The sequence below is a fragment of the Flagellimonas algicida genome, from assembly GCF_049629585.1.
Classification (GTDB): Bacteria; Bacteroidota; Bacteroidia; order Flavobacteriales; family Flavobacteriaceae; genus Flagellimonas.
On the sequence record NZ_JBMYIX010000002.1, the window covers coordinates 855,793 to 877,728 of the forward strand.

Annotated in this window: 9 protein-coding genes; 1 reads left to right on the plus strand and 8 read right to left on the minus strand. The window is 44.7% G+C overall.

Annotated features, from left to right (window positions below; translation table 11 throughout):
* The first annotated feature begins 51 nt into the window (after positions 1-51).
* Positions 52-3,762 carry a metallophosphoesterase gene (locus ACPD8L_RS12740; RefSeq protein WP_423943656.1) on the plus strand — a complete coding sequence of 1,237 codons (3,711 nt, stop codon included), beginning with the start codon at positions 52-54 and terminating at the stop codon, positions 3,760-3,762.
* 8 nt (positions 3,763-3,770) lie between these two features.
* On the opposite strand, the gene ACPD8L_RS12745 is transcribed toward ACPD8L_RS12740, so the two are convergent.
* The 8 genes from ACPD8L_RS12745 to ACPD8L_RS12780 form a co-directional block, all read right to left on the minus strand.
* Positions 3,771-4,628, minus strand: coding sequence for a hypothetical protein (locus ACPD8L_RS12745; RefSeq protein WP_421810204.1), 858 nt, complete (start codon positions 4,626-4,628; stop codon positions 3,771-3,773).
* Positions 4,625-5,521: a GyrI-like domain-containing protein gene (locus tag ACPD8L_RS12750; RefSeq protein ID WP_116216321.1), complete on the minus strand. Its 897-nt coding sequence runs from the start codon at positions 5,519-5,521 to the stop codon at positions 4,625-4,627. The genes ACPD8L_RS12745 and ACPD8L_RS12750 overlap by 4 nt, the downstream gene beginning before the upstream one ends.
* A gap of 22 nt (positions 5,522-5,543) precedes the next feature.
* Positions 5,544-6,875: a vanadium-dependent haloperoxidase gene (locus ACPD8L_RS12755; RefSeq protein ID WP_423943658.1), complete on the minus strand. Its 1,332-nt coding sequence runs from the start codon at positions 6,873-6,875 to the stop codon at positions 5,544-5,546.
* A 9-nt stretch (positions 6,876-6,884) separates the two neighbouring features.
* Positions 6,885-10,121 (minus strand): VCBS repeat-containing protein, encoded by a 3,237-nt coding sequence (locus tag ACPD8L_RS12760; protein ID WP_423943660.1) that lies wholly within the window; start codon positions 10,119-10,121, stop codon positions 6,885-6,887.
* Positions 10,114-13,455 carry a VCBS repeat-containing protein gene (locus tag ACPD8L_RS12765; protein WP_423943662.1) on the minus strand — a complete coding sequence of 1,114 codons (3,342 nt, stop codon included), beginning with the start codon at positions 13,453-13,455 and terminating at the stop codon, positions 10,114-10,116. The genes ACPD8L_RS12760 and ACPD8L_RS12765 overlap by 8 nt, the downstream gene beginning before the upstream one ends.
* The gene (locus ACPD8L_RS12770) at positions 13,452-16,760 is read right to left on the minus strand and encodes a VCBS repeat-containing protein (RefSeq protein WP_423943664.1); all 3,309 of its coding nucleotides are present in this window, start codon (positions 16,758-16,760) and stop codon (positions 13,452-13,454) included. The genes ACPD8L_RS12765 and ACPD8L_RS12770 overlap by 4 nt, the downstream gene beginning before the upstream one ends.
* Before the next feature lie 174 nt (positions 16,761-16,934).
* Positions 16,935-18,476 (minus strand): RagB/SusD family nutrient uptake outer membrane protein, encoded by a 1,542-nt coding sequence (locus ACPD8L_RS12775; protein ID WP_293304253.1) that lies wholly within the window; start codon positions 18,474-18,476, stop codon positions 16,935-16,937.
* 18 nt (positions 18,477-18,494) lie between these two features.
* Positions 18,495-21,635 carry a SusC/RagA family TonB-linked outer membrane protein gene (locus ACPD8L_RS12780; RefSeq protein WP_293304256.1) on the minus strand — a complete coding sequence of 1,047 codons (3,141 nt, stop codon included), beginning with the start codon at positions 21,633-21,635 and terminating at the stop codon, positions 18,495-18,497.
* Between the last annotated feature and the right edge of the window lie 301 nt (positions 21,636-21,936).

Here is a 21,936-nt window from a genome sequence, read left to right on the forward strand (position 1 = left end):
CTACATATTTGAACATCCAAAGTACAAAATTTTGGAGTCAACCTCATGGATATGAAGAAACATTACTTGCTCGCATGCTTATTGATCTTGGCTTATAGCTGTGCCACTTATGAGGCAAAATATGCCGCTTCAATAGGGAGTAGTGATACAACTTCCGGAAAAGAGGTCGACCATACCTTTTATTTGATTGGTGATGCGGGAAAATCGCCCATGGGGGAGATGAATCCCACCCTAAAGCGGTTTAAATCCGTTTTGGACAAGGCCAATGCCAACAGTACCGTACTGTTTTTAGGAGATAATATTTATCCGGCCGGATTTCCCGACAAAGACGATGATCCCTTAGGCCATGAAATGGCCAAAAACCATTTGAACGCCCAATTGGCAGCTGTAAAATCCTTCAAGGGCAGGACAGTGTTCGTTCCTGGTAACCATGATTGGTATAGTAAGGGTTTGGAAGGCCTGGAAAGAGAGGAGAAGTACATTCAAAAAGTATTGGATAGCAAGAAAGTGTTCCTTCCGGACAACGGTTGCCCCATTGAAAAGGTAGAAGTAAGCGATCAAACCATGATCATTGCCATTGATACGGAGTGGTACCTTACCAATTGGGACAAACATCCTACCATGAACGACAATTGCGAAATCAAAGATCGCACTAGGTTCTTGGAAGAACTGGAAAGTCTCATCAAGAAAAATTTGGACAAGACCATCATCATTGCCCTGCACCACCCTATGTTCACCTATGGGGCGCACGGCGGACAATTTTCTTTTGCCCAACATTTGTATCCCAGTGGGGGGAAAGTCCCACTTCCTATTTTTGGAACGGCAGTGAACTTGTTGCGCAAAACTTCCGGTGCCACAGTGGAAGACCTCAGTAACCAAGTCTACAATGAGCTAAAAAAACGTATTGTAACCCTGTCCCAATATTCTGACAAGGTCATTTTTGTTTCGGGTCACGAGCATACCCTTCAATATATTGAAGAGTTTGGAAAACCCCAGATTGTGAGTGGAGCAGGAGCTAAAACCGGTGCCACGCGACTGTTGAACGGCAGTAAGTTTTCCACGGGAAGAAATGGGTATGCCGTCCTCAAGGTGTACAAAGACGGTTCCAGTAGCGTCAATTTTTTTGGTGCAGACGAAACTTCGGAAGAGCTTTTGTTCCATACCCAAGTATTGCCGCCGGACCGGTCCACGGAGCGTGTATCCCTTCCCGAGGACTTTCCTCCGTTCATGGAGACCTCGGTCTATACCGATGAAGAAATCGATAAGACAGGATTTTATAAGTTTTTATGGGGAGAACGCTACCGGGAATATTATGCAACCCAGGTAAAAGCGCCAACAGTACGGTTGGATACCCTTTTTGGAGGGCTTAGGGTAGTTCGTAAAGGAGGCGGTAACCAATCCAATTCCTTGCGTTTGAAAGATAATCAAGGCAGACAGTATGTAATGCGGGACCTTCGGAAAAGTGCGGAACGCTATCTGCAGGCCATTGCATTTAGGGACCAATACGTAATTGGGCAATTTGAAGGCACCTATACCGAAGACCTACTTTTGGACCTCTACACGGGTGCCCATCCCTATGCTCCTTTTGTAATTGGCAAGCTATCTGACGCAGTGGGGCTTTACCATACCAATCCCAAGCTGTATTATGTGCCCAAGCAATCTGTTTTGGGCGATTTCAACACTGATTTTGGCAACGGGCTTTACATGATTGAGGAGCATGTGTCCGATGGACATGACAACTTGGAGAGCTTTGGAAAGACCAAGAAAATAGAAAGTACCTATGATTTCATCAACAAACTAAGGGAAGATGAAGAATATCGTTTGGATCATAAGGAATATGTAAAGGCGCGCTTGTTCGACATCCTTATTGGAGATTGGGACAGGCATGTGGACCAATGGCGGTGGGCCCAGTTCAAAGAGGGGGATGACAAGGTGTTTAGGCCCATACCTAGGGACAGGGACCAGGCTTTTTCGCGCTGGGGCGATGGATTCGTCATGGGTTTTGGTTCAAGAGCGGTTCCGGGACTTCAAATTTTTGAAGGGTTCAACGAAGAAATCAGAAGTGTAAAAGGATTTACTTCGTCCCCACGGACTTTTGCCTTGGATATGGCGCTTCTCTCCGAGTCTGATTTGGATATGTGGATAGAACAGGCGGAATTTATCCAAAAGCACATTGATGGGTCCGTAGTGGACCATGCTTTTTTGGATTTCCCCGAAGCGGTCAGGGATTCATCCCTCATAAAAATAAAGAAGACCTTGATGGCCAGAAAAGATAATCTGGTGGATACGGCCAAGGAATATTTTGAGGTTCTGAATAAGTATAGTGTGGTAACAGGGACCGATAAGGACGATTATTTCAGCATTACGGCCTTGCCCAATGGGGGTGTCGAGGTTCTTGCCCATCGTATCAAGGGAGGAGAGAAAGAAGATATTTTCTTTAAAAAATGGTATGATCCGGCATATACCAAGGAAATCTGGATCTATGGATTGGATGATGATGATGTGTTTGATGTGAACACGCCTGCATCCAAAATTAAAGTAAGACTTGTCGGGGGGCAGAACAATGACGTGTACAAGATTTCGGAAAATTCAAGAAAAGTACATGCCTACGATTTTAAGACCAAGAAGAACACCTATGATGAGGCGTTTGGAGGGCAAGTACACCGGTGGAATGATTATGAGACCAACACCTACGACTTTTTGAAAGTCAAGGCGAGTAACAATCAAATTTTGCCCAGCTTGGGTTTCAATCCCGATGATGGGATGCGGATTGGGTTCACCGATACCTATACCTTCAATGGGTTTAAGCAGAACCCATTTACCCAGCGGCATGTGGTAAATGCAGCTTATTATTTTGCGACAAATGGATTTGATTTGGGGTATACCGGAGAATTTGCCAACGTGTTCAACAATGTGAACTTTGAGATGAAGGTGCGATTTACCAGTCCCAATTTTACGCTCAACTTTTTCGGCTTTGGCAATGAAACCATAAACAATGATGACGAGGAACCTTTGGGGTTGGACTATAATCGCGTTAAACTACGGACCTTACGATTTTCCCCATCCTTGGTGTGGCGGGGCTACCTCGGTTCCGAGGTGCGGTTGGGGGTCACTTATGAGAGCATTGAGGTGGAAGAAACCGAAGACAGATACATCAATGAGTTTTATCTGGAAAACGGAGAGGAAAGCCATCAAAATTTCGTTGGGGTCAATGGCGAATACCAATATTCCAATACGGACAATGAGGCATATCCAACTTTGGGGATGAGTTTTTCCTTGCGCGGAGGGTATAGGACCAATATTGAGGAATCCGGCAGGTCTTTCGGATTTGTGGTTCCCGGTCTGTCCATGGACCATAGGATATCTTCGGATGGTAGGTTGGTATTGGCCACCAAAGTACAGGGGCACTTTACCATAGGAGATGATTTTGAGTTCTATCAAGGCGCCAGTATTGGTGGGAACAATGGCCTTCGAGGGTTCCGTTTTCAGCGGTTTACGGGAAAAACGGCCTTTTACCAGAATACAGATATCCGATATAGTTTTAGGAGCAGGCAAACGGGACTGTTGCCCGTCACTCCGGGAATCTATGGCGGGTTTGACTATGGTAGGGTATGGTTTCCTGGGGATACTTCAGGCAAATGGCACAATTCCTATGGAGGAGGTTTCTTCGTGAACGGTATAGACATCATTACCGCCAACTTTGGATTGTTCAATAGTACCGATGGGCTTCGGTTTGCCTTTGGAGTAGGATTTGGTTTCTGATGTAAAAGTCAATTGAGCCTTAACCGATACAGATTACGCCCTGTCTTTTTCTTTTCCTCGTCAGCGAGCAGTAGTGTGCCATTATCCAAAAATCCGATGGATTCTATTTGGGTATCACTATTGAGGTCTATGACCTTGGATTGGGCCTTTGATACATCGGGAAAATCAAAATCGGTCAACAAAAAAACAAAACCGTAGGTCAGAAGGGCGATGGATTTTCCGTCTGGTGAAATATCGGCCCCAGTTACAGAACAGTGGTCTTGATCCTTGCAAAGGAACAGACTCCCTAAAAATTCGGCATCATAATCCCCCTCCGTATCGGGAACCCTATATACCAAAGTCTCCCCAGTGTAGGGACGGGTTCGGTTCTTTGTGAAGATATACAGAAAGCCTTGCCAGTGAAAAAAGCCCTCAGTGTCAAAAAGCAGGTTGTTTTTTTTAGGGGGAAACCGCTTTTGTTCAGGATAGTTGAACCGTATCTTTTTGGCATTGGGTTCCTTCTTGTCCAACTCTGTATGGGATACTTTGTAGATGGTCAAATCTTTCCGTTCATTGGTGTTGTTGCCAAAGTCGCCAATATAGAGGTTGCCTTGTGAATCCATGGCCAAATCCTCCCAATCCTTATTTTTGGCATGGTCAATTTTATAGGTTTCAAGAATCTGGGCGGTGGTATCCACTTTGTGGATTTCATCTTTGTTGCCGCTATCTTGGACCACCCAAATATCGCCATGCGCATTGGTTTCCAATCCGGATACCTCACTAAGTTTTGAAGGGAATTTCCCTAAAACGTCCAATTGACCGTAATACGTTTTTTGGGCACATGCTTGAAGGACACAGAAAACCAATATGAAGGAAATCCTGATCATTCAGACTCTTTAAGGGGCATATAGACTTCGGTCTTCCACATCAGTTCATTTCCACCCATGTTGGGGTTGTTGAAAAATACCTCGACAGGCTTTTCCTCTACAGGAATGTTTCGGGCTTGGGCATAATTCAAAAGCGTGTACCAAGCTCGGTCCGAAGTGATGTAATTGCCATTATAAATGGCTTTCAGTGCTTTTTTGGGAAAAATGCGTTTGTAAATGATATTGGGGTTTATAGGCAATCTTTCTGAACGGATGATGGGGTAGCAAAAGTTATAGGATAGATGATCCTTTTCCACACTCCAATCCACTACTTCAATAAAAGGAGGCCCATTTACGGTAACCTCATTGTCGGCCAGAAGGTTACTTATGAAGGTGTAGTTGGCCATCATACCAGAGGCTTTTTCGTTTTGGGCAGCTTCCAAAGGAACGCAGGCACAGAAGGTGGAAAATAGTTCATCCTCTCCCAATACGGTGACCTTGATGCTATTGAGGTGGTTGCTCAGGTATTCGTTAAAGCTCAGGAGAGTTTTACGGGATCCTTTTTCAAAATCCGTATCTGAAAAGGGAATCCTGACTTTGTTCATAAAGGAGTGGTCCAAGTCCTTGATGCTGACATCAACCTGACTGAGCGAATCATGGATTGGGGTAATGTCCCAAACGTATTCATGTATGGAGTCTTGGACAATAATGGTCTGCTCAAAATGGTCTAAACTTTGATACCTGACAGGGATGTTGCTATCCAGGGTTTTGTTCCATACCCGTACTGTTTCATAGATGACTCCTGGAGCGGTCTTTGCCTTAAAACTGACCTGATAATCCTGAGGTTTCAGGAATAGGTACCACGCCAGTAAAAGCACCACAAGGACAAGAGCAGCAATATAAACTTTCCTCATAATTACCGATAAAGATAGGGAATCAACCTTTGGTCATATCCAATTTGTCCACTATAAATTTCCCTAGGCTCCTACCTTGTTTGATCCCGACCTCAATGGCCGCACGATAATGGATTCCTCCATACATTCGGCTTAAAGCGGCTTCATCAGATGCGTGGTTAAAAGAGGAAAAGGAGCGTACGGGCAGGCCGTAAGCTACTTCGGTATCGTCATCAAAGGCAAAGTTGTCCCCAAAAATGTCCGTAAGCGCTATGGCTGCTGCACCGGATACCACGCTATGTCCACTGGTATATTCAGGGAACGGGGGCGTTTGGAGTACAGGCTCCCAACTGTCGTCAATATATTCATTGATGACCGTTTCAGGGCGAATAAGATTACTCCTGTATTTCTCGTCCCAACAACTTATAAAGCCATCGGCAATGGCAATGGATGTCTTGGTATAGGCATACACTGTTTTGGCAAAATCGGCATCCGATTTTCTAGCGGCTATTTTGGTAATACCGATCCAATGGGCCCCGGGTGTAATTTTCTTGGTAGCGAACATCAGGTGACCACGGGTTACAGAAACATAGGGGTTACAGTCCCAAAACTGGGCAATGGCTATCTCATCCGACTTATCCCCTTTGCCGATCATGCTCTTGCGCACTTCGTAGACTTCCATTACTTCCTCGTAAAACTTGGAACCTTCTTCCATGGAGAAATCTGGTGGGGGAGCGGGTTTAAATTGGTCTGCGGAATCAATGGCAAACGGACGGATTTTACTCCAGTGGGGCTCCAAACCGTTCATATAGGCGGGAGGTGTGGGCTGCCAACGTGAAGGGTCTTCCGAATTTACGGAGAACTTGGGCATGGTCCGTGTTTGCTTGTAATTGTCCTTGTTCATCCAAGCGGCAATATGTTCGGCAACTTCAAGACCGTAGGCCTTGGAAGCGTTGAAGACAGGTTCATTTTTATCGGCCCAAATGGCATATAGACTATCTCGGAAGCTTACAATGCGGTCTTCGGAAAAAATGAGGTTTTTATCGAGTTGCATATGCGCAACGAGGGCAGCGACTTCAAAGTTGATGCTGTCCCCTTCTTTTGGCGCTGGAATTGGGGTCAAATCATGTATCTGCCCTGCCAAGGATTTGTAGCGATCATCTTTTTGGGCTATGATCTCATAGGCGGCAATGTTGGGATAGGCAAATATTCTACTGGCCACGGGAGGGGAGAAGATATCATGGATCATCACCTCGATGACCTTGTCCACGGATCTGTGGTATTCTTCCGGAGTGATCACAATGGCTTCATGCTTTTTTTGACAGCCGGTGAAAACCATCAATACCACCGCAAGTAAACTTAATCTTTCTTTCATGGTTCCTTGTTAATTATTGATTTTATATACTTGTGTTTTGTCATTATTGAATATGGCCAGTAAATATTTTTGTCCGTTCAGGGATACTGTTCCCAAGTGTCTAACGGATTTCTTGGTAAGGTCCAGTCCCAATTGATTTCCTAAAATTATGTCATTTTCACTGTTGAGCAAAGCTCCTGGAAAAGAATCCAAACGACCATGGTAGGGCTTTACCCCAAAGTAATTGCCCCCGATCAGTACTTCAGGTTCTCCATCACCATCAAAATCGGCCGTGGTAAAGGCCATAATCGGGGAGACCTGTAGTTCATTGGTAAAGGGAACAAAACTGAACGTCCCGTTTTCATTTCGCAGAAAACCGGATGCAAGGGTATTGACTTCCCAAAGGGTGGATTTGTCCAATAGTTCCTTTCCAAACAATTCCTCCATGGTCTTTCCGGCAAAGGAACGGTAATTGGTATACTTTTTCTTTAAGAAAACCAGTTGTGATGCAAGTCCGTCCAAGGATTCCAAGGGATAGTACTCTCCATTTTTTTCGAGGGCGGTAACCGTTTCGGTCTGGCCGTTGTCATCAAAATCATTAAAGAACAACTTCATGGGATATTCCTTGGTGGCGTGGAATTTGGAGTTGGTTCCCCAGTTTCCCAGAAGATAATCCGTATCCCCATCGCCATCAATGTCAAAAGGCTGGATACGTTGCCAGAGCCCTTTTGCATCCATGGGGTTGGACTCTACAAAAGCCCCGTTTTCGTATTTCAGAAATTTAGGGGACATCCATTCCCCAACCAGAATAAGGTCCGTGGAGCCATCCCCGTTGAAATCACTCCATAGGGCATCGGTGACCATGCCCTCTACATTGAAGTCCTTAAAAACCGTGAAGACCCCATTGTTGTTTTCGAGTAGGTGCGAAGCAACCGGAGTTCCAAAATGTGCGGTAATGGTATGTCCGCCCACAAACACGTCCAAGTCACCATCCCCGTCAAAATCATAAGTGCGTACCACTGATGAGTTTTGGAAAAACTTGGGTATTTCCACAGCGGTAAAACTGGAATCGGTCTGTATATAGTAGGCATCCAAAAGGGCTTCGGATTCCCCAAAAAAGTCACCACCACCAGCGGTGACGAACACATCGTTCTTGTTATCGTTGTTGAAATCAGCAATGCTCGCCGAAATAGTTTCCTTGATGGAGTCGTTGGCAATCGTATCATAACGATGGGCCACATATATGGAATCTTGTTGGAGAAAGATTTGTGGGGCCATGAATTTTGATCCTCCCAGAAAAATATCCGTTTTTCCATCTTGGTTCAAATCCCCCATGGCAAAGGCAGGTCCTCTGTCCGATACTTGGTAAGGAATCAGCTTTTCCCGGTTGAAATCCGTGTAGTTGTCTTCCACATGGGTAAAATCCAGCCCTAGGTTGTTGTTGACGGGGGTGAACAAATTTTTGTCCTTTTTGTGCAAGATGTCATAGTCGAAAGGCTTGGTGTTTTCTGGTGTAATGGTCAGGGTTTGGTTCACGGACACGTTGGTGAGTAGCTGATAGCTTTTATCAGGCCATACCACCTTAATGGAATCCACTTGTTGGATGTCTTTTAGGTAACCAAAGTGCACCATGGGTTCCGAAGAGGCCTGAAATCCTCTCGTAGGGAACAATTCCTTGAATTGGAGCCCCCCATTTTGATAAGAATATACCTTGGTTCCTATCCCGAAGGTATTTTTTGGGGTGAACTGGAACTTTATTTTTAAGTAGTTGCCCTTGTCCGAAGCTTTGCCGATATACAGGGAGGCGGGTTGGTTGATGTTGTTGGTCACCAAATCCAAGTCGCCATCATTGTCCAAATCACCCATGGCGGTTGCCCCGGAAATCAAGGTGTCCTTGGTAATCCAATTGCTGGACATGTCTTGGAACATGAGGTCTTCACTGCCCCGAAAAACATAATTGTGCACATTGCCCGAAGGCATCAAGGTCAGAGCTTCTTGATCCACAAGTTTGGTGTTGTCCAGTTTTTTCTGGATTTGGTCATTGGAGACAAACTTGATGAAATCCAGGTCATTCGGTCGCTTTGGAATCCCATTGGAAATAAAGATATCCTGATGTCCGTCCAGATCATAATCCCCAAAAAGGGCACTCCAGCTCCAATCCGTGGCAGCGACACCGCTCATCAAGGCGGTTTCCATATAGTTGCCATCGGGTTGGTTCACAAACAACATGTTGCGGGTAAACTGGTAGTGATATCCATAACGCTCCACACGGAGTTTTTGGGTCTGTATGTTGTCATCCCCTTCCGATGATTTCAAGGCCACTTCGTCTTCTGGTAGCATATCCAGGGACAGGAAGTCGGGTCTGCCATCATTGTTGATATCGCCCACATCATTTCCCATGGAGAAGCGACTGGTGTGTCCAAAATATTTTTTAAGGCTTTCGGTAAATGTACCATCCCCATTGTTCAGGTAGTAGTAATCATCTTCATGGAAGTCGTTCCCCACGTAGATGTCCGGGTATCCATCCTGATTAAAATCGGCAATGGCCAGACCCAAACCATATCCGTTCACACCGCCGTAGATTCCCGCTTCTTCACTGACATCGACGAATTGGCCATCATCGTTTCGAAGGAGTTTGTCCCCAGTTTCGTAGCGGCGCTCAAACCGAAGGTCGAAACGGCCGAAGGAATTCTGCGTATGCACGGCATGGTTGAGGAGGTATAGGTCAAGGTCGCCATCCAGGTCATAATCAAAGAAAGTGGCATTGGAGCTATACGAGTCAAAATCCAATCCATATTGGGAGGCACTTTCTGTAAAGGTGTTATCTCCATTGTTGATGTAAAGCTCATTGAACCCGTTGAATCCATTGATGCCCACCACGGCACACACGTAAATGTCCAGAAGGCCATCCCCATTTACATCGGCCATGGTAACCCCCGTATTCCAACTGCTGTTGCCCTCAATACCCGCGGCACTTGAAATGTCCTCAAACTTGAGATTACCCTTGTTCAGGTACAGTTTGTTCTTCACTTGGTTTCCAGTGAAGAAAATATCGGGGAGCCCATCATTATTGATGTCCCCAATGGATACCCCACCACCATTGTAAAAATAGAGGTAGTCCAAAATGCTGAGGTTGTCCGTGGAAGTTAAGGTGTTGGTAAAAGTAATTCCAGTGGCCTTTGGGTCGGGATTGTCAAAAAGATCACCTCCTTTTTTGCATCCTCCCAACATCAGGGCCGTTAGAAATATGACCAACAGTTTATTCATTGATGGCAAATATCTTGGGTTTATTGTTATTGATGGCGGCAATGACAAAAGTTTTTCCATTTTTATCCTTGAACTGCTTCAGATATTTTACTTCATCTTTGATTTTAAAACCGCTCATGTCATAATTCTGCCATTCAAAGCCCAATTGGCCATCACCCAAGAGAACATTCCCATAGCTGGCATCGAGCCTTGAAAATTGGGGCTTGAACTCATAATTGTTCCCGGCCATGATAAGATCCAGGTTACCATCGTTGTTCACATCTGCACAGGTAATGTCGCAAACGCAGGACAGTTGTACCCGTGGGGGGAGGTTCTGAATGGTGAATTTTCCACCTCCCTCGTTTATGGCAATGACGGATGCTGAGGTTTCCACTTTCTTTACAATGGACTTGTCCAATACCTCTTCTGGAAAAAGTTGATGTATGGTACGGTGCGCATAATCCGATGCCTTTAGGTTTTGTTTCTTGAGTGGGGGCAGTTGTTCGGTGAGTTCCCTTTTTTGATGGATGGGGTAATCCCCACCATCTTGTTGCAAAGTGAAAATCTGTTCAATGGTACCGTTGTTGTCATAATCGTTGATCCACATTTTCATGGGCTGTCCATGGGAAGGCTTGTAATGCAGATTGAGCCCTTGGTTGCCCAGAATAAGGTCAAGGTCGCCATCTCCATCCAAATCTGCGGTTTCGGCCGTGTTCCACCATCCATAAAGGCTGTCCAGCGAAGAAGGCATTTTAGTAAGTCTTCGCCCAGTATTTTTATAAATTTTTGGGGTGTCCCATTCCGCCGTTACAATGAGGTCGTCCTTACCATCCCCGTCCATGTCTGCCCATTTGGAATCGGTGACCATACCGGCATCCTTAAGGTCAAACGCCAATCGTTCGGTTACATTGGCAAACGTGCCATCCCCCATATTCTCAAGGAAAAGATGGTCTGGGGAAAGCCCGTACACCCCTACCACACTCCGAGAGCCTATAAAGACGTCCATATCTCCATCGTTGTCAAAATCGTAGGGAGAAATGGTTGAAATATTCTTGAATGTGGAGGGCAGTTCATTTTCAGATTTAGTGAAATTGCCCTTACCGTCGTTAAGGTACAAACGTGGTCTGTAGGTTCGTTGTAAATCCAAGTTGTTCCCCCCAGACCCTACCATAAGGTCTAGGTCATTGTCCCCATCCGCATCAAAAAACGCAGCTGCAACATCTTCAAAATCCCTGTCGTCCTCAAAAGCTTTTATTGTTTTTTGTCTGACTTTTCCGTTTCCAGTATGCAAGTATAGGGTTCCAGGCTGTCCGTGGGCACCTCCCATATAAAAATCTTCATTGCCATCGCCATTGATGTCCGCAACGGCCAATGAAGGTCCTTCCTGCGATAACTTTTGGTAAATGAGACCTTCGTAGTCAAAATCATTATAACCATCTTCCTCATGGGTGGCAATGCCGTTGGAATCCAATTCGTTGAGGAAGGATTTCGTGATTTCTTTCTTTGGTAGGGTATACATTTCTGAAGCCTGGGCGTGGTCCAGTATCATCACCTGATTGACCGCTACATTTTCCAACTTTTGGGTGCGGTTGTCAGGCCAAACGATGCGAATAGAATCCAAGGTTTCGGTTTTGCCCAGTCCAATGTTCATTTCATAGCCCATGGAAGATTGAAAACCACGGGATGGGATAAGTTCTTGGTTGACGATGTTCCCATCAAAATAGAACTTGGCCAAAGTGCCTACCGCAAAAGGATTGTTCTTGGGTCCTATGAACTTTAGCTGCAGGTAGTTGTTGTCCAGTTGGGATTCCGAATTGTTTCGGTATAAAAAGGTCTCGGTATTCACATTGTTGATGACCAGGTCCAAATCCCCATCATTGTCCAAATCCCCATATGCAGCACCGTTGGATCGTGATGGCAAATCAAATCCCCAATCCTTATTGGCATTCGTAAAGCTGATGTCGCCATTATTCCTGTAGGCATAATTGGGCTGCGGTTTGATGGGCATTTTGTTGATGATGGAATCAATGGACTGTTTTTTTCCGGTCAATGCCATTTTTTGCACGATCTCATTGGCAAAAAAGTCCACAAAATCCAGATCGGTCAGGTCATGGTTGATCCCATTGGTCACAAAAATGTCCTTTAGGCCATCATTGTCCATATCAAACATAAGTCCGGCCCAGCTCCAATCCGTGGCATCTATACCACTGTAATAAGCCACTTCCGAAAATGTTCCGTTCCCATTGTTGAGCTGCAGGGTGTTCTGGATGTATTGCTGGTAGAAGTCTTTGCTCTGTTTTAAGTTGAAGACGTTATACCCTTCAAACTCCATGACCGATTTTACCCGGTGTTCTTCCTCGGGGAGCATATCGGTAATAAAAATATCATTATGGCCATCGTTGTTGATGTCCGCAATATCAATTCCCATTGCGGAAAGGCTCAAATGCGAGGTCCAATCCTTGATTTCTTCCTTGAAAGTACCATCTTGTTGGTTGATGTAGAGATAGTCCCTTTCGTAAAAATCATTGGAAACATAAATATCCGGATAGAGGTCTCCGTTAAAATCGGAAACCAACACCCCCAATCCAAAGCCAATAAGACTGCCATAGATGCCCGCATCTTCACTGACATCCACAAACTTTCCGTTGTCGTTGCGCAAGAGCATATCGCCAACCCCCTTGAATATGTCGGGAACACCTTCCCAATCTTGGGCACGCACTTCGCGTTGTTCGGCATACCCCAAGCTACTCACGGGAATATTGCTGTTATTGAGGATATAGGCATCCAAATCCCCATCCTTGTCATAATCGAAAAAGGAGGCATGGGTAGTGAAACCGGTCTTGGCCAAGTTGTATTCATTGGCTTTTTCCGTAAAGGTGAGATCTCCATTGTTGATGTAAAGGTCGTTGTCATGGTTGTTGCCTTTCATGTTTCCGGCATTACAGACATAAATATCCAAGAGGCCATCTTGGTTTACATCCACCATGACCACACCGGTGGACCAAGGTTTGTTGCCCATGACCCCGGCACTTTCCGAGATATCCTCAAATTTAAAATCACCTTTGTTTAGATAGAGGCGGTTGGGCACCATGTTTCCGGTCAAATAGATGTCAGATAGACCGTCATTGTTAATGTCGCCAATGGCAACACCACCGCCATTATAAAAATTTCTATACTTGAAAATATTGAAGTTCTTCTGATTTTCAACGGCATTGATAAAGGTTACCCCGGTTTCATCCTGTGGCATTAACGTAAAAAGGGTTTCTTTTACGTCATCTTTTGGATTGGATTTTTTTTCTCCGCAGGAAGCCAGGGAAATCAATACAAGGCATAGAGTCGCATATCTGAGTTTCATTCCGTGTTCTGTTTTTTGATTAAGAAAATGGGAGAATCGTTGTTTAGAGTGATGATGAATTCCTCGTTCCCATTTCGTGTAATTTTCTCAATTTTCCGGGCTGCCCCGGAAACGTTCAAGTTTTGCTTCCAGGTTATATTCCCTTGTACATCATTTTGTAACAAAAGCCCATGCGAAGCATCTAATCTACCAAGTTGGGTGCTTATCTCAAAATTATTTCCAACCATTAATATTTCATTAATCGTTTCTTTATCAATCTTTTCAATATAAATGTCGTTCACCGTTGAGGATTGTGCCAAAAGAGGCAATTCCTTCCTTGAAAAATGACCGTTTCCATCATTCTGAAAATAGGAAGTGCTCAGTAGATACACCTTTCGTTGTATGGCGGCATCCAAATTTTCCTTTCCAAAAAGGGATTCCAAGGATGCCTTGGCAAAATCTTCATAAAAGAGAAATTTCTTGTTCAAGAAAGGTATTTGCTTGGCCAGTTCGTCCTTGGATGAAAAAACGGTTTCCTTGTTTCCATGAAAATAGGTTGCTACGGTTTCTATGGAGCCGTTCCCGTCAAAATCGCGGATGTATAGGGTGATGGGTTTTTCCTTTGAGGCCCTGAACTTGGTATTGAGACCCCAGTTACCGGCCAGAATATCCAAATCGCCATCATTGTCGAAATCTGCCAATGCAATACAATTCCACCAACCATGGGTGTGTTCCAACCCGTTGTTTTCTTGTTTGGCAAGTTGTTTTCCATTGTTGAGGAAGAGGGTGATGGGTGTCCAATGCCCTGCAACAATCAAATCGGGGTAGCTGTTTCCATCAAGGTCTGCCCAAACAAAATCCTTCACATTGCCAACCGATGCAAAATCAGGAGCAAAGGAAGGTGTGATTTCGGTAAACGTTCCCTGGCCATCATTTTGAAAAAGGTATTGTTGTGATGTTTCGCCAAATTGTGTAGGAAGGGCGTTTGAGGTGATACAAAGGTCCAAGTCCCCGTCTTGATCAAAATCCACCGCTTCCACTTTTGAGGCATTGGTCTGTGTTTGGGAAAACTGCCCATCATCTTTGGTAAAGACCCCTTTGTCATTCCAATACAATCGGGGTTGCAGGGGTTTGCCGTCTGTAAACTCGTTGCCTCCACTCACCACCAATAGATCAAGATCACTATCCCCATCGGCATCAAAAAAGACATGGTCTATATCTTCGTTGATGGCATCCATTTCAAAAAGTTCAGGTTGATGGGAAGTAAAAGTACCATCACTGTTTTGGAGATAGAGCGCCGAAGCTTGCCTTTTGGCCCCGCTGATAAAAAGGTCTTCCAGTCCATCATCATTGACATCGGCCACCGATACGGAGGGCCCTTCATTGGCATAGGAAAAAGGAACCAACGGATTCCGGTCAAAATCCAGGGAAGGCTGTTCTTTATGTACAAAATCCAAAGGTTGGGTAGCGCTTAAAATAGTGGAGTCAGGTTGGTTGGGCTTCTCCATATAATAGTTACCAGAGGCATCATTTATGGACACCTTCAAGGTTTGGTCGGGCTTTATGTTCCGTAAGGTTTCATATGGACCACCGGGCCACACAATTTGGATGGAGTCAATGATGCTGTCCTTACCCACCCCGAAAGTAAGACTATTGTCCTTTGCGGAGAGGAATCCGCGTGTTGTTATGTTCTCCTGGACGGCCCTATTATTTTTGTGGAACAAGATGGCCTTTGCACCTATCCCAAATTTGTTTTTTGGGGAACCTTCAAATGTAATCTTGATGGAGTTTCCTTTGGTGAGCGTATTTTCCAGGATAAAGGCCTCTTCATTGACATTATTGACCACTAGATCCAAATCCCCATCGTTGTCCAGATCGGCATAGGCACAGCCATTGCTGTACGAATCTTTTTTTATGCTCCAGCTATCGGTGACATCACTGAAGGTGACCCCGTCCCTGTTTTTGTAGAAGTAGTTGGGCACTTTCTTTTTGGGCAAGCGATCAATGAGTTCCATGTCCTTGTCCGATAATCCGGATGCAATGCTTTTTTGGATTTCCTCGTTGGAGATATAGTTGATATAATCCATATCATTGGTAACGCCCACAATTCCATTGGAAATGAACAGATCTTTAAAACCATCATTGTCAAAATCGGCAAATAGGGCACCCCAAGACCATTCGGTGGCTTCGATGCCACTTAAATTGGCGATTTCCCCAAAGCGTTCCCCGCCCAAGTTTAGGTGGAGTGTATTTTGCATAAATTGGGGTGCAAATCCATTTTTCAGGTATTGTTGGTATACGGGATAGGGGTATTCCGAACCAGAGGTTTTAAAGGTTTCCAGATTTTCAGGAAGCATATCCAAAGAGAGAATGTCGGCCAAACCATCGTTGTTCACATCAGCAATGTCATTACCCATGGAGAAGTGGGTGGTATGCCCCATTTTATTGGGGTCCTGTGATATGACTTCTTGAAAAGTCCCGTCTTTTTGATTGATGTAGAGGTAGTCGTTCTCAAAAAAATCGTTGCCTACGTAGATGTCTGGGTACCCATCATTGTTGATGTCGCTGATGGCCAACCCAAGTCCATAGCCAATACTTCCTTGAAATATCCCGGCTTCTTTGGAGACATTTACAAAAGAACCTTCGTCATTCCGAAAAAGAATATCACCGGACATGGAATCCACTAGTTTTCGTTTAGTGCCCTTTCCGTATGAGCGATTGGGATTCACGGAATGGTTCAGTAGGTACATGTCCAGATCTCCATCGAGGTCATAGTCAAAAAAGGCAGCTTGTGTAGAGTATCCAATAAAATCCAAACCGTAATCGGCGGCTGCTTCCTTAAAAGAGGGTACGCCATCCGTATTTGCCCCTTGATTGATGTAGAGTAGGTTTTCTCCCCTGATCGGGCCATGGTCCCCAACTTTACAGATATAAATATCCAATAGGCCATCATTGTTGATGTCCACATGGGTCACACCAGTGGTCCAACCCGTATCATTTTTGATTTGCGCAGCTTCGGTAATGTCCTGAAACTTGAAATTCCCTTTATTGAGGTACAGTTTATCTGCACCTTGATTGGAAGTAAAATATAGGTCCACCAATCCATCACCGTTAAAATCTCCGGCAGCTACCCCCGCGCCATTGTAGAAATAGAGGTAGTTAAGTATGTTGAGTTCTGGTGTCTGGTGGAGTGTGTTGGCAAATGTAATGCCTGTATGGGAAGCTTTTTTTTGTACGAAAAGGGAATTGGGGTCAGGCTTTGTGCAGCCAATGACCAACAAAAGTCCTAGCAAAACCAGCTTGTATGTTTTTATGATTCGGTTCATGGAGGTAGACGGTAAGGTAACCATTTCCATAGGAAATTAGAAGAGGGAAAGGGTTAACAATCGCCTAATATTTGGCAAATAATTGTATAATGAGAGGGTTGGCCTAATAGGAAAAGAGGCCGCCAATTGGCGGCCTCTTTATATATAAACAACCCAAACTTTGAATTATTGAGCTTAGTAACCTGGGTTTTGTACCAAATTTGGATTGGACAACAAAGCGTTGGTTGGAATTGGGAAATAGTTCTTGGTGTCATCACCTACAGAACCTGCATCCTTAAATTCCCAATCTTTGGTATACTGTCCAAAACGAACCAAATCGTTTCTTCTCCAAAACTCCTTATAAAGTTCCCTTCCTCTTTCATCGATCAAATCTTGAGCGGTAACAGAACCAAGCGGAGTTGCTTGTCTGATTGTTCTGAGTTCATTGACCAAGGCGGTGGGATCTCCTCCACCTCTTAAAATAGCTTCTGCTTTTAAAAGGTGTGCATCGGCATATCTGAAGACAATCTCGTGACTGTTGAAAGAGCGCTCACCAGCAGGGTGGTACTTGATGGTACGGATACCTGTACGCTCATTGTTACCGGCCAGTCCGGGGATTTCCTTGGTGAAAACCAATGGATTTCCAGGACGGTCTTTTAAAGCAACACCATTTGCATCATACATTTGGCCGATCAAGAACCCGTAACCAATACCGAGGTTTACATCATCGGCATTGCTGGCATCAGGCACCCAACCTCTTCTTTCCTCTTGTCCATCGCCAACATAGTTGCTGTTGGGGTCTCCTTCAAATAGGTCGTAAAATTCGGCAAGGGTGCTAAAACCGTTCCATCCGCCACCGGTATTGTCCGGTGCCACGATATGGTAGTGCATTCCGTTCCAAATCCTGTTTCCAACGGAGGTACTGGCCCACCAAATGGTTTCGGTATCGGCTTCTTCCGTAAACATTTCGAAGTAACCATCCTCCAAGGCATACCCTTCAGCAGCGATGGCATCGATCAGATCAATCACGGCATTGTAATCTGCGGCAGTGCCGGTATAGCGTTCCCCGTTCATCATGACCTTGGCCAATAAGAATCGACCAGCCGCTTGGGAGGCCTTGCTCAAACCTTCTGCTCCAGCTGCTATGGAAGGTAGGTTAGGGATGGCTTCCGTTAAATCGGAAACAATAAAGTCGTAAGCCTCTTGTTTGGTCATTACTTCAGGATTGATATTGGGTCCGTCGTCCAGTCCCCTGAATGGCACCTGACCGTATAGATCCAGTACAAAGAACATACTGAAAGCTCTTAAAAACTGCGCTTCAGCCTTTTGTTGTGCTGAGGGGGAGCTTCTGCTGTCAATAATTTCCGAAGCCCTATATACATTCTGGTTGAGGTTGTTCCAAACGTTTAGAATGTAGAGGTGCTGTGGATCCCAAGTATGGGTGTGCAGGGTACGCCAAATTCCATTGTCGCCCCAGTCCGTACCACGGGTCGGCACCAACATCTCATCCGTGGAAACCTCATTGAGGGCAAAGAAATTTGCTTGATCTCCCAATTGTCCGTAAACATCGTTGTACAGGTTATTGAGGTTACTCTGTGCGTTAACGCCACCAAACCCTCCTGTGTCCGCTTCGTTAAAAACGGAATCCGTAGGTTCAACTTCCAGATTTGTACATGCAAGCACAAGGACAGTCGAAACAAGAATCGATAGATTAATCTTGATTTTTCTTCTTTTCATGATCTTTTCAATTTTTTATTAAAAGGTAGCATTTAGTCCAATAGTGAAAGTCCTTGGTCTAGGGAATGCCGTATAGTCGATACCTGCAATTGGAATACCGTTCAATAGATCGGTGGAACCGTTGGAGTTACCAGGGGTAACACTTACCTCGGGGTCAAGGCCACTATAATCGGTAATCAAGAATAGGTTTTGTCCTGTAACGGATAACCTCAAGCTTTTTAGGGCGCCATCACCGCTCAGTGGAACATTGTACCCAAGGGTCACGTTTTGCAGACGTACAAAATCGGCGCTTTCCAAAAATCTAGTGGACACGGATGCCTCGGCCAAACCGGATTCATCGCTGGCAGGGACATCTGGCGTCACGTTACGGGCATTTTGAATGGCCCCTGCGGTGAAGAATGCATTGGCGGTATTGTTGTACACCGCTGCTCCAAACTGGCCACTCAAATAAGCAGATAGATCCCAGTTTTTGTAGCTAAGATTTGTGGAGAACCCTCCAGTGATATCTGGCAATGCAGTTTCGCCTATGTAAACTTGGTTATCGATACCTCCTGTGAAAATGGGCTGTCCATCGCCATCGTATCCTTCAAATTGTCTCAAGAAGAATGCAAACAAAGGCTGGCCTTCCTCCAAGCGCTGGGAAAAGGCATTGGATAGACCTTGTCCACGGATTTGTCCAGAAGGAATGATTACCTGTCCTCCCAATGGGTTTCTAAGCTTCTTGATCTCATTGTCGTTATAGGCGACATTAAGACCTGCACTCCAATTGAAATCGGCACTCTGTACCAAATCATAGTTTATGGAGAATTCTACCCCTTGGTTTATGATGGAAGAGTCAAAGTTTCCAAAAAAGAACTGTTGGGGGGCAGGTTGGGCAGAATTTACCCTTAAAAGCACATCTTGGGTGTCTTTGCGGTAAAAGTCAACCGAACCATTCAACCTATCGTTTCCAAAACCAAAGTCAAGACCAACCCCGTATTGAACGGTTTCCTCCCATTTCAAATCATCATTGGGGAAGGCAACGGTTTCCGTTCCAGGAATGTTGATGTCACCACCATCGGAAATTACTTGGTCTGGCACAGCGTATCGTGATCTGAAGATGTAGTTAGCATGACCCAAACCGTCCTGGTTTCCTGTGATACCAAAGCTTAATCTAAGTTTAAGGGTTGACACGGAATCACCAATAAAATCTTCTTCGTTGAGTTTCCATGCAAAGGCAGCAGAAGGGAAGTACCCATACTGGTTGTTTCCACCGAATCTTGAGGAGCCATCCGCTCTGACCGTTGCCGTGAATAAATACTTGTCGGCAATGGTGTAGTTGACCCTCGCAAAGAAGGATTGAAGCTCGTCAGTAGTGTCAAAAGTATCTACAAACAAGGAGTTTACCCGCGTTCCGGTTACAGTACCAATATTGTCGGTTACAATATCGGGAACCAATCTATTGATGAACACCCCATTGGTGTTGGGGGCATATCCATATTGTTGGTATCTACCATCTATATTCTGTTCTATAACGTTGACCGTTTTATTAAGATGGTCCGACATTTCATTCAAATCGGTGGTAGCAAATCCAAAACCTCTTGCATTTCTACCGGAATTGGCAAAGTCTTGGAAGGAGAAACCGACTATCGCATCTAGGTTTGAGTTTTCAAACTCCTTTTTATAGTTCAAGGTGGCCTCGATCAATCTATTCTCTATATCCAGATTGTTGATGGCACCACGTCCATTTCCAAAAGTTCCCCTATCAAGGTTTCGTCCCAAGGAAGAAGCGACTGCATTTCTGGTAGCCTCTGACTTATCGTAACCTAAATTGATTTTTCCTGTAAGTTCAGGGGTGAAATCATATTCGGCAGAGAAATTGATCAGTGCCCTGTTGGTATTGCTCAAAGATTGAATGTAATCTGTCAGTACCCGGGGATTCAACTGTCCGCCCGAGTTATATTCAGGGTTGCTCGGCCAAGTAGGGTTTGCCGAATAGGCAGCCCCCAAAAGGTCACCCCTAAATCCTGCACTACCACTAAGTGCTGGGGATTCATCATTTACGCGGGATACGGTTCCTTGTAAATTGAGTCTTAATTTGTCATCCAAAAACCGATGTCCCCAATTCACTCTTCCCGTGATTCGCTCCATGGAGGAGTTTTGTACAATACCAAATTGTTTTCCGTAACCGAAGGTGGCCCTGACATTACCTTTCCCATAATTGTTTGAATAGGTGATGTTTTGATTTTGGGAGACAGCTCTTCTTGTTACAACGTCTTGCCAATTGGTATTGTAACCTGCATCTTGCGCTACTCTGTCACCACCAAACTGCTCCACGGCATCAAGGAAAGCCTCTCTACCTAATAAGGGCAAATCATTGGCTGGGTTTGAAATACTTAACGTTGAATTGAATTCGAATACGCCACCTTGGCTGCCCTTACCACTCTTTGTGGTTATGATAACCACACCGTTGGCGCCTCTGGACCCATAAATTGCGGTTGCGGAAGCGTCTTTAAGGATACTCATGCTCTCAATGTCGGATGGGTTCAAGAAAGCCAATGGGTTTTTTGAACCACTGGTACCAAAACCGATGTTCCCGGATTCGGGCGCAGTATCACTGGTGAGAGGAATACCATCCACAACAAAAAGTGGGTTGTTATTGGATCGTACGGATGTGGTACCCCTAATTCGGAGTGCAATCCCGGCACCAGGTTCACCACTGGCTTGGGTAATCTGTACACCAGCTGTTTTACCTTGGATCAATTGTTCGGGAGATGAAATGATTCCCCCGTTGAAATCTTCAGAGGTAACAGCGGCAACTGCTCCGGTGGCATCCTTGATTGTGGTTTGACCGTAACCGATGATGACTACTTCATCCAAGGCTTGTGCATCCTCTTCCAAAGTCACGTTTACCGTAGATTGTCCATTGACGGAAACCTCAATGGTCTTGTAACCGATATAGCTGAATACCAAAACGGAAGAATCTTCAATGCCGTCCAAGGTATAATTACCGTCAAAATCGGTTTGGGTACCATTGGTAGTACCTTTTACAAGTACGCTTGCCCCGGGCAACGGTCCAGTTGCATCCGAAACAGTACCTGACACTGTCTGAGCTTTTGCCAAGCCAAAGCATAAAAATGCCCCAAGCATCAAAAAGCTTTTTAGTAGCGTAATCTTCATAAATAATTAATTTTAAGTTTAGTTAATTTTAATTCAAGTGTTAAACATATATAAAAAATATGTTAATTAAAATCTAAGCATATCCGCAATACGAAACGAAAACGGTTTCGTGTTGATAACTTTGGATATGTGTAAGGTTGACAAAACTTAATGGGTTGGTTTATGTATATTACAAAATAAGATAAGAAAATTAAGAATTCTGTAATACGCTGCTAATATAGTATTTTTTATTTTTACAAGATTTTAACATTTCTATAAGAGTTTTTAAGGAAGTTTAGAAGTATTGTGTTAAAAAGCATAT